The sequence below is a fragment of the Micromonospora sp. M51 genome, assembly GCF_018070305.1.
Classification (GTDB): Bacteria; Actinomycetota; Actinomycetes; order Mycobacteriales; family Micromonosporaceae; genus Micromonospora; species Micromonospora parva.
Genome location: NZ_JAGPXZ010000134.1, coordinates 1 through 10,598, shown reverse-complemented (window position 1 = coordinate 10,598; position 10,598 = coordinate 1). Strand labels below are relative to the sequence as shown.

General features: G+C 71.8%; 8 protein-coding genes and 1 pseudogene. 7 read left to right on the top strand and 2 right to left on the bottom strand.

What is annotated here, in order from left to right:
* Positions 1–730, top strand: a pseudogene (locus KBX53_RS10210) (FAD-binding oxidoreductase); the annotation flags it as partial.
* Positions 731–783: 53 nt separating this feature from the next.
* Here the strand turns inward: KBX53_RS10210 and KBX53_RS10205 are convergent.
* Positions 784–2,856 carry a SpoIIE family protein phosphatase gene (locus KBX53_RS10205; protein WP_210858816.1) on the bottom strand — a complete coding sequence of 691 codons (2,073 nt, stop codon included), beginning with the start codon at positions 2,854–2,856 and terminating at the stop codon, positions 784–786.
* A 294-nt stretch (positions 2,857–3,150) separates the two neighbouring features.
* On the opposite strand from KBX53_RS10205, the gene KBX53_RS10200 reads away from it, so the two are divergent.
* Both KBX53_RS10200 and KBX53_RS10195 read left to right on the top strand, forming a co-directional pair.
* Positions 3,151–6,690, top strand: coding sequence for a HAMP domain-containing protein (locus KBX53_RS10200; RefSeq protein ID WP_210858815.1), 3,540 nt, complete (start codon positions 3,151–3,153; stop codon positions 6,688–6,690).
* A complete protein-coding gene (locus tag KBX53_RS10195) occupies positions 6,687–7,241 on the top strand; it encodes a two-component system response regulator (RefSeq protein WP_030334012.1) in 555 nt (184 codons plus the stop codon). The genes KBX53_RS10200 and KBX53_RS10195 overlap by 4 nt, the downstream gene beginning before the upstream one ends.
* Positions 7,242–7,254: 13 nt before the next feature.
* Here the strand turns inward: KBX53_RS10195 and KBX53_RS10190 are convergent, their stop codons facing one another.
* The gene (locus KBX53_RS10190; RefSeq protein WP_007454492.1) at positions 7,255–7,590 is read right to left on the bottom strand and encodes an STAS domain-containing protein; all 336 of its coding nucleotides are present in this window, start codon (positions 7,588–7,590) and stop codon (positions 7,255–7,257) included.
* Between the two features lie 178 nt (positions 7,591–7,768).
* Between KBX53_RS10190 and hemL the strand changes: the two genes are divergently transcribed.
* The 4 genes from hemL to KBX53_RS10170 form a co-directional block, all read left to right on the top strand.
* The gene (hemL, locus tag KBX53_RS10185; protein ID WP_030334014.1) at positions 7,769–9,106 is read left to right on the top strand and encodes a glutamate-1-semialdehyde 2,1-aminomutase; all 1,338 of its coding nucleotides are present in this window, start codon (positions 7,769–7,771) and stop codon (positions 9,104–9,106) included.
* Positions 9,107–9,112: 6 nt separating this feature from the next.
* Entirely contained in the window at positions 9,113–9,760 is a 648-nt protein-coding gene (locus KBX53_RS10180; protein WP_030334015.1) for a histidine phosphatase family protein, read from the top strand.
* Entirely contained in the window at positions 9,760–10,329 is a 570-nt protein-coding gene (locus KBX53_RS10175; protein ID WP_030334016.1) for a TlpA disulfide reductase family protein, read from the top strand. The genes KBX53_RS10180 and KBX53_RS10175 overlap by 1 nt, the downstream gene beginning before the upstream one ends.
* Positions 10,329–10,598: cytochrome c biogenesis protein CcdA (locus tag KBX53_RS10170; protein ID WP_247675402.1), on the top strand; the 270-nt coding region annotated here is incomplete at its 3' end. The genes KBX53_RS10175 and KBX53_RS10170, both read left to right, overlap by 1 nt.

The following is a 10,598-nucleotide window of genomic DNA, read 5'->3' as shown; positions in this document are numbered from 1 at the left end:
GCAGCCGCTGCCGGCCAGCAGGCTCTGGGTGTCCCGCCCGGTGTGGACGCCGTTGGAGGTGCACGACCTGGTCCGGACGATTCTCGCCGCCCGACTGGAGCCGTCGGCCATCGAACTGGATCTGCCCGGGGGCACCCCCCGCCCGCGTACGCCGTACCCGCCCGGTCACCCGGCGGCCACCGCCCGGGAGCGCCACCCGTCGATGTCCGGCCGGGCCGGTGCCCCGTCCCGGGCCGGCAGCCTGGTGGTGCTGCTGGAGGGCGGCCCCGCCGACGTCACCGAGCGGGCCGAGCGGCTGGTCGGCCTGTTGCACGGCGAGGCCACCATCGCCCACTCGGCGCCGACGTGGTGGCGCCGCTATCCGTTCGCGCCCGGTGACACGGCGCTGCGCCTGGAGGTGCCGATCGGCGATCTGCACGCCGCCGTGTACGCGCTCCGCGACGCGGCCGGCACGCCCGTCCCGGTGCGCGGGTCCGCCGGGCTGGGCATGGTGCACGCGGCACTGCCCGGGGCGCTGGCACCCGACCGGGTGGCGTCCATCCTGGCCGCCGTCCGCGGGGTGCTGCTGGCCCGGCAGGGTCGCTGCGTGGTGATCTCCGCTCCGGCAGCGGTCCGCCAGGCGGTCGACCTCTGGGGTGAGCTGGCCGGCCTGGCCCAGTTGCGCGCCGCGAAGCGTCACCTGGATCCGGAGCACCGACTCGCCCCCGGCCGGCTCCCCGGCGGCCTGTGAGGTCGGGGCAGGGCATCGGAGCTGCGACCCGAGACCCGGAGACGGCGCGACGGTCAGGTCGCGTCGTTGCGCAGCACCAGGACGGCGATGTCGTCCCGGGGCGGCTCCACCGAGAAGTTGATCGCCGCGGCGCGCAGCCGGGCGGCCACCACGTCGGCCGAGTAACCGGCCAGCGGCGCGGCGGCGTCCCGCAGCCGGTCGGTGCCGAACAGCTCCCGGCCGCGTCGCCGCTCGGTGACCCCGTCGGTGTAGAAGATCAGTGAATCGCCCGGGGCGAGCGTGATCTCCGCCGTCGGCGAGGTGATCGTGTCGAGCAGGCCGAGCGCGGTGCCGCCGGTGCCGACGAACTCAGCGCCGCCCGTCCCGGCCAGCAGCACCGGCCGGTCGTGTCCGGCGAGGTGCAGCGACACCGCCAACTGGTCGCCCTGGCCCGGCCCGACCGCCGCCAGCGCCAACGTGCAGTAACGGCCGCCACCGCGCTCGACAAGCGTCTCGTTGAGCCGGGCCAGCGCCTCCGGCAACGGTTTGCCGTCGCCGACCAGCACCCTGATCACGTCGCGGACCAGCCCGGTCACCGCGGCGGCCTGGACACCCTTGCCCGAGACATCACCGATCACCACCAGCCAGCGTCCGTCCGGCAGCGGCACCACGTCGTAGAAGTCGCCCCCCACCTCGGCGTCGTCGCCGGTCGGGACGTACTCGGCGGCGAACCCGATCCCGTCCACCACCGGCAGCACCGGGGGCAGCAGGGACTGCTGCAACGTCTGCGCCACGCGACGGCGCTCGGCGTGGATCCGGGCGTTCTCGATGGCCAGCGCGGCCCGCCGGGCCACGTCCTCCAACACGGCCACCTCGTCCGGGTCGTGTCGGTGCCGCTGGTGCCGCCCCACCGCCAGGGTGCCGAGCCGCTGCCCGCGGGCGATCAGCGGGACCGCAAAACCCTCCATCGGCCCGCCCAGCGGGATCTGCGCCGCGCTGCGGGACGCCTCGCGCAGGCGGGCCTGGACCGAGTCCGGCCCGGTCTCGGCCAGCACCTTGTGCAACTGCGGCAGCATCGACTCGTCGGCGTGGCTGGCCGCCGCCAACCGCAGCCGACCCCACTCGTCGGTGGTGTGCACCGCGCACCACTGACCGAGTCGCGGCACCACCAACTGCGGCACCAGCGCCATGGTCAGGTCGACGTCCAACGACTGGGCCAGCAGTTCACTCGCCTCGGCCAGGAAGGTCAGCCACACCTGCCGGCGGATGTCGGCCCGGCGCAGCCGGTCGTTCTCCAGGTGCAGCGACAGCCGCTCGGCGGTGAGCACCGCCAACGGTTGGGCGTACGCCGACGGCGCCGCGTCCAGCTCCAACTCGCCGGCGTACGGGCGGTGCACCGTCAGCGGCACCCGGAGCAGCTCACTGCCGGGGCGGGGCGGCCGACCGACGCGGGCCAGCACCTGACTGCCCTGCCCGTCGCCCCGGTCCAGTCGGATCGTGCCGCCGGCCGCGCCCACCATCTCGGCGACCCGGCTCAGCAGGCTGGTGGCGAAGTCGGGCAGCGGGTCGTCCCCGTACAGGTCGGGGGCGGTCTGCATGAGTTCGCTCATCGCGCTGGCGCTCGGCGCGGACGGGTCGGCGCCCGTCGGTGGGCCGGCGCTGGCCGGTGTCGACTCGCCGACGGTGCCCGCGGCGGGCGGGTCGACGCCGGGGCGGTCCAGCCGGAACCAGACGCCCTTCCCCGTGGGCAGGTACGTGGTGCCCCAGCGGCTGGCGAAGTGGTCGACGAGCAGCAGACCCCGACCGCGCACGGAGACCTCGTTGATCTCGGTGGCGTCGTTGCGGTCGCCGACTGTCAGCTCGTCGCCCGAGCCGGGGGCGAAGTCGGAGACGGTGACGGTCAGCCCGACCTCGTCGGCGACGACCTCGATGTCCAGCTCGGTGCCGGCGTGTTCGACGGCGTTGGTGGTCAGCTCGGTGGTGAGCAGCAGTGCCTCGTTGGCCAGCTCGTCCAGGTGTGACTCGGTCAACACTGAGCGGACCACGGCGCGGGCGGCGGCCGGCGTACGGCGGTCGGCGGGCAGCCGGACACGCCGGACGGCCCCGTCCCGGGCCCCGGCCGTCGCGGGCCCCGCCTCGGCTGACACCCCCGTATCCTCCACCGTTCCCCTGCCGGGTGCCAAGCGGATCATCAATCGGGACTGTCGCGTCGGTCAGTCCCACCTGCGGCGGGGCACGCCGCTGACGCGTCGAAAGGGCCGGCGCGGGCGCCGGGCGAGGTTTGCGGCGCGCCGTGCCGGCTCGGCGCCGATCGGGCGGCTCGGCGGGGCGATCGATGTGATCTGGCGGGTCGCGCACCCTGGCACCACGGCGTGCGCGGGCACAATATGGGGTGCCGGCGTGTCCGCACGGACCGGCGCCCCCAAGTTGAGCGAGGAATGATGACCACGGCGAAGCAGTCGTTCGCGGATCCGTCCGCGCCCGACCACGAGGCGCTCCTCGGCGAGTTGACCGAGGCCCTGCGACGGATCGGTCGCGGCGACCTGAAGGTCCGGCTTCCCCGCCGCGCCGGCAAGGCGGGCGAGGTGGCGGACGCCTTCAACGAGGTGGTCTCGCTCCAGGAACGGCAGTACCTGGACCTGCGGCGGATCAGCCGGATCGTCGGCCGCGACGGCCGGCTCACCGAGCGGCTCGACGACGAGGGGCTGGACGGCTCCTGGGCGGAGGGGCAGCGGGCGATCAACTCGCTGATCGACGACCTGGGTCGACCCACCACCGAGATCGCCCGGGTGATCGTGGCGGTGGCCGACGGTGACCTGTCCCAGCACATGGCGTTGGAGATCGACGGTCGGCCGCTGCGCGGTGAGTACCTGCGCATCGGGCGCACCGTGAACACGATGGTGGACCAGTTGTCGTCGTTCGCCGACGAGGTGACCCGGGTGGCCCGTGAGGTGGGCACCGAGGGCAAGCTGGGCGGCCAGGCCGACGTGCGGGGCGTCGCCGGCACCTGGAAGGACCTCACCGACTCGGTGAACACCATGGCGTCGAACCTGACCGGCCAGGTGCGGTCGATCTCGCAGGTGGCGACGGCGGTGGCGAAGGGTGACCTGTCGCAGAAGATCACTGTCGGCGCGCGGGGTGAGGTCGCCGAGCTGGCCGCCACGATGAACTACCTCACCGACACCCTGCGGCTCTTCGCCGAGCAGGTGACCCGGGTGGCCCGTGAGGTGGGCACCGAGGGCAAGTTGGGTGGCCAGGCCGAGGTGCCGAACGTGGCGGGCACCTGGAAGGACCTCACCGACAGCGTCAACTCGATGGCGTCGAACCTGACCGCCCAGGTCCGCAACATCGCGCAGGTCTCCACCGCGGTGGCGCGCGGTGACCTGTCGCAGAAGATCACCGTGGCGGCGCAGGGCGAGATCCTGGAGCTGAAGTACACCGTCAACACGATGGTCGACCAGTTGTCGTCGTTCGCCGACGAGGTGACCCGGGTCGCGCGTGAGGTGGGCATTGAGGGCAAGCTGGGCGGCCAGGCCCAGGTACGCGGCGTCTCCGGCACCTGGCGTGACCTCACCGAGAACGTCAACCAGCTGGCCGGCAACCTGACCAGCCAGGTCCGCAACATCTCCCAGGTCTCCACGGCCGTGGCGAAGGGTGACCTGTCGCAGAAGATCACGGTGGACGCGCAGGGCGAGATCCTGGAGCTGAAGTCGACCGTCAACACCATGGTCGACCAGCTGTCGTCGTTCGCCGACGAGGTGACCCGGGTTGCCCGCGAGGTCGGTATCGAGGGCAAGCTCGGCGGGCAGGCCCAGGTGAAGGGGGTTTCCGGCACCTGGCGGGACCTCACCGAGAACGTCAACCAGCTCGCCTCGACGCTGACCACGCAGTTGCGCGCCATCGCCCAGGTGTCCACGTCGGTGACCCGCGGCGACCTGACCCAGCGGATCGCGGTCAAGGCGCAGGGCGAGGTCGCCGAGCTGAAGGACAACATCAACCAGATGATCGTCACCCTCCGGGAGACGACCAAGAAGAATGCCGAGCAGGGCTGGCTGGACTCCAACCTCGCCCGGATCGGCGGCCTGTTGCAGGGCCAGCGCGACCTCGGTGAGGTCTGCCGCATGATCATGACGGAGGTGACCCCGCTGGTCGACGCCCAGCTCGGTGCCTTCTTCCTGGCCGACGACGCCGACGGCAGCATGCGGCTGCGGCTGACCTCCTCGTACGGGTACGTGGCGCGCGGGCACGACGTCACCTTCGGGCCGGGTGAAGGGCTGGTCGGTCAGACGGCGCTCTCCCGTCGCACCATCCGGGTCAGCGCCTCCCCGAACAGCCGGCTCACCCTGCGCTCCGGGCTGGCCGAAACACCCCCGTCCGACCTGGTGGTGCTGCCCGTCCTGTTCGAGGGTGAGCTGCTCGGGGTGATCGAGTTCGCCAGCGTGTCGGCCTTCTCCGAGCTGCACCTGTCGTTCCTGGAGCGGCTGGTGCTCACCATCGGCATCGCTGTCAACACCATCCAGGCCAACCGGCGTACGGAGGAACTGCTGGCCCAGTCGCAGCGGCTGGCGCACGAGATGCAGGAGCAGTCGGCGGAGTTGCAGCGCACCAACGCCGAGCTGGAGGAGAAGGCCACGCTGCTGTCCGAGCAGAAGGGCAACATCGAGACGAAGAACCGGGAGATCGAGCTGGCCCGGCTGGGCCTGGAGGAGAAGGCGCAGCAGCTGACCCGGGCGTCGGCGTACAAGTCGGAGTTCCTGGCCAACATGAGCCACGAGCTGCGGACCCCGCTGAACTCGTTGCTGCTGCTGGCCCGCCTGCTGGCCGAGAACTCGGAGCAGAACCTCAGCCCGAAGCAGATCGAGTTCGCCCGGACCATCCACGGGTCCGGCTCCGACCTGCTCCGTCTGATCGACGACATCCTCGACCTGTCGAAGATCGAGGCGGGTCGGATGGACGTCGAGCCGACCGAGATCCGCTTCACCGAGCTGCGCGGCTACGTCGAGCAGGCGTTCGCGCCGCAGGCCGAGGAGAAGAACCTGGACTTCCAGGTACGGGTGAGCAAGGATCTGCCGCCGGCGTTGGTGACCGACCCGCAGCGGTTGCAGCAGATCCTGCGCAACCTGCTTTCCAACGCGGTGAAGTTCACCGACAACGGTGCGGTGACGCTGCGGATCGCCCCGGCCGCGGAGAACGCGGTCTTCGACGTCCCGGCGCTGACGAACGCCCAGCAGGTGATCGCGTTCACCGTGATCGACACCGGGATCGGCATCTCCGACGACAAGTTGTCGATCATCTTCGAGGCGTTCCAGCAGGCCGACGGCACGACAAGTCGCCGGTACGGCGGCACCGGCCTGGGTCTGTCGATCAGCCGCGATCTGGCCCGACTGATCGGCGGCACCATCACCGTCTCGTCCGCGCCCGGTCAGGGGTCGACGTTCACCCTGTTCGTGCCGCAGGTGCTGGCCCCGGACGCCGTGGTCGCGCCGCAGACCCCGTCCCCGCAGCGGGCCGGCCTGCCGTCGTCGCTGCTGATGCCGCCGCTGGAGCTGTTGCCGGATCGGCCGGAGGCACCGGCCACCCGGCAACTGGACGGCGCCACCGTGCTGATCGTTGACGACGACGTCCGCAACGTCTTCGCCCTGACCAGTGCGTTGGAGCTGCACGGGATGACCGTGCTGTACTCGGACAACGGGGCGGACGGTGTCCGCCTGCTGGCCGAGCACCCGGAGGTGGACATCGTGCTGATGGACGCCATGATGCCTGACCAGGATGGTTACGAGACCACCCGTCAGATTCGCCGCAACCACCGGTTCGCGGACCTTCCGGTGGTCTTCCTGACCGCGAAGGCGATGCCGGGCGACCGTGAGTCGGCGCTCGCTGCCGGGGGCAGCGACTACATCACCAAGCCGGTCGACCTGGACGACCTGATCGAGCTGATGTCGTCCTGGATCAACGGCAGCCGCACCGAGGAGACTTCGTGACCCAGATGGCCAAAGCGCTGCTCGTGGACGACCGGCGGCAGAATCTGACGGCCCTGGAGGCGATCCTCCAGGGGCTGCCGGTCCAGTCCGTGGCGGTGGAGAGCGGCGAAGCGGCGCTCAAGCAGCTGCTGGTGGACGACTTCGCGGTCATCCTGTTGGACGCGCAGATGCCGGACATGGACGGCTTCGAGACGGCGAGCCACATCAAGCGCCGCGAACGGACCCGGCACGTGCCGATCATCTTCCTCACCGCCGCCGACCGGGACGCCCAGCTCGCTCTGCGGGGTTACCAGGTGGGTGCGGTGGACTATCTCACCAAGCCGTTCGACCCGTGGGTGCTGCGGGCCAAGGTGTCGGTCTTCGTCGAGCTGTGGGTGAAGACCCGGCAGCTGGCCACCCAGTCGGACCTGGTCCGGGAGCGCGACACGCAGTGGCGGCGGCTCACCGACGCCGTCGACGAGGCGACGGCCCTGCTCCGCTCGGACGACCCGGAGGTCCGCGACCGGGCGGTGCGGCTGCTCGAACAGGCCCGCTGGGGCAACACCGCCTGAGGCGGCGGGCGGCTCAGCCGGTGGGCTGGTCGTTGCGGATCATGAGGGCGCTGCGCAGGCCGGTGATGTCCAGTACGCGGATCAGGAAGTCGCCCACGTGGGTCAGCATCAGCAGGCTCTGCGCGTGGCTGGCCTTGCGGCTGAGCACGACGAGGGTGCCCAGACCCTGCGAGTCGCAGAAGGTGACACCACCGAGATCGAGCACGATCCGCGGGGGTGGGTCGGCCAGCACCTCGTTGACGACGGTGGAGAGCTGCGCCGCCGTGAGCATGTCGATCTCACCGGCCAGGCGCAGCACTGCTTCGTCGCCCGTCCGGTGTAGCGTGATGGACAGTTCGGCACGATCCACCCGATCAGCCTAGCGCGATCCGACCGACCTGGCCTGTCGAGGCCGTGAGCATGGTCGTCGAGGCCACGAGGGTCCCCTTCTCGGCGCTGCCGAGGGGCGCGGGTCATGGGTGAGCCGGGTAACCCGACAACGGGGTGGCTGCTGGTGGGCCGTCTGGCGCTGTCACAATGACCGCATCGTGACCGACATCTTTCCCGCCGGACCAGGCCGCTACCCAGCCGACGCGCCGGCCTCCGAGGCCCTGTTCGACCGCGCCCGCGCCATCGTGCCGGGCGGGGTCAACTCCCCTGTGCGCGCCTTCCAGGCGGTTGGCGGCACCCCCCGCTTCATGGTCCGTGGTGAGGGCCCGTGGCTGTACGACGCCGACGGTCGCCGCTACGTCGACCTGGTCTGCTCGTGGGGTCCGCTGATCCTCGGGCACGCCCACCCGGAGGTGGTGGAAGCCGTCCAGGCCGCCGCGGCCCGGGGCACCAGCTTCGGCACGCCCACTCCCGGTGAGGTGGAGTTGGCGGCCGAGATCGTCGCCCGCACCCCGGTCGAGCAGGTCCGTCTGGTCAACTCCGGCACCGAGGCGACCATGTCGGCGATCCGGCTGGCGCGCGGCTTCACCGGCCGCTCGAAGATCGTCAAGTTCGCCGGCTGCTACCACGGTCACGTCGACGCCCTGCTCGCCGCCGCCGGCTCCGGCGTGGCCACGCTGGGCCTGCCCGACTCGCCCGGCGTGACCGGCGCGGCGGCCAGCGAGACGATCGTGCTGCCGTACAACGACATCCGGGCCGTCGAGGAGGCGTTCGCCGCCGAGGGCCAGCACATCGCCGCGGTGATCACCGAGGCCGCCGCCGGCAACATGGGCGTGGTGGCCCCCCGCGACGGCTTCAACCAGCAGCTCGCCCGGATCGCGCACGCCCACGGCGCCCTGCTCGTGGTGGACGAGGTGATGACGGGGTTCCGGGTCTCCCGCGCCGGGTGGCACGGCCTCGACGCGTCCGACGCCGACCTGTGGACGTACGGCAAGGTCATGGGTGGTGGCCTGCCGGCCGCGGCGTTCGGCGGGCGGGCGGACATCATGGCGCGGCTCGCGCCGGCCGGCCCGGTCTACCAGGCCGGCACCCTGTCCGGTAACCCGCTGGCCTGCGCCGCCGGTCTGGCCACCCTGCGGCTCGCCGACGACGCGCTGTACCAGCGCCTCGACGAGACGGCGACCGTCGTGGGCAAGCTGGCGTCCGACGCGTTGGCCGCCGCGGGGGTCCCGCACCGCCTGTCGTACGCGGGCAGCATGTTCTCGATCTTCTTCACCGACGCCGACGTGGTCGACTACGACAGCGCACGCACCCAGCAGGTGCCGGCGTTCAAGGCGTTCTTCCACGCGATGCTCGCCGCCGGGGTCTACCTGCCGCCCAGCGCGTTCGAATCGTGGTTCGTGTCGGCGGCGATCGACGACGCCGCTCTGGAGCACATCGCCGACGCGCTGCCGACGGCGGCGAACGCGGCGGCAGCGGCCGGTCACGGGGGGTAGTCAACGGTGAGTAAGACGGTGGTTCACGTGCTCCGGCACGGCGAGGTGCACAACCCCGACCAGATCCTCTACGGCCGGCTGCCCGGTTTCCGCCTCTCCGAGCTGGGCGTGCAGATGGCCAAGGCCGCCGCGCAGGGCCTGGCCGAGCGGGAGATCGTGCACGTGGTGGCCAGCCCGCTGGAACGCGCCCAGCAGACCGCCGAGCCGATCGCCGCCCAGTTCGGGCTGCCGGTCGGGGTGGACGAGCGGCTGATCGAGAGCGCCAACTGGTTCGAGGGCAAGAAGGTCTCCCCGGGTGACGGGTCGTTCCGCGACCCGCGTAACTGGTGGGTGCTGCGCGACCCGGTGACCCCGTCCTGGGGTGAGGCGTACCGGGTGATCGCCGAGCGGATGTTCGCCGCCGTGCACGCCGCCCGGGTCGCCGCCGAGGGCCGCGAGGCGGTGCTGGTGTCGCACCAGCTCCCGATCTGGACGCTGCGCCGTTACGTCGAGCGCAAGCGGCTCTGGCACGACCCGCGTAAGCGGCAGTGCGGGCTGGCGAGTCTCACCTCGTTCCACTTCGACGGCGCGAAGGTGGTGGGCATCGGCTACAGCGAGCCGGCCGCGCACCTGATCGCTCTCTCCGCGACCGCCCGGACGGCCAAGGGGGCCTGATGAACGCCCGGAGGTGGACCGCGGGTCTGCTCGCCAGCGTCGCCGCGGTGGCGCTGGTCGGCTGCACGTCGTCGAAGGCGCAGGAGAAGACCTGCACCACCACCACCGACGGGATCTTCGAGTGCGCACCGGACCAGCGCTCCGCGCCCCCGAAGCTCGCCGGTGAGCTGCTTCTCGGTGGCAGCTATGACGTCAGCGACGCTCGCGGGCAGGTGGTGGTGGTCAACTTCTGGGGTTCCTGGTGCGCGCCGTGCCGCGCCGAGGCCGACGACCTGGAAGCCGTCTACCAGGCCACCAAGGGTTCCGGGGTGGACTTCCTCGGCGTCAACGTCCAGGACTCGCGGGACAAGGCCAAGGCGTTCGAGAAGGGGCGGGTCACCTACCCGAGCCTCTTCGACCCGTCCAGCCGGTTGGCGCTCGACCTGGACATCCCGCCGAACACCGTCCCGGCGACGGTGGTGCTCGACCGGGACGGCCGGATCGCCGCGGTGATCCGGGCCGCCGTCAAGCAGGAGGGCCTGCAACCGATCGTCGAACGGATCGCCGCCGAGAAGCCGGCGCCGAACTGATGGGCGAGACGTTCCGGCAACTCGCGCTGGACGGGCCGCTGCTGCTCGCCATGGCCGCGGCGGCGCTCGCCGGTCTGGTCAGCTTCCTGTCCCCGTGTGTGCTTCCGCTCGTCCCCGGCTACCTGTCGTACGTGACCGGCCTGGCCGGTGCCGACCTGGAGGGCCGCCGACCGGCGGCGGACCCGGCGCCGACCGGCGGGGGTGTCGCCGTCAAGGAACGGGTCGCGCGGGTCGGCGCGGGCAAGGGCCGGGTGCTCGCCGGGACGCTG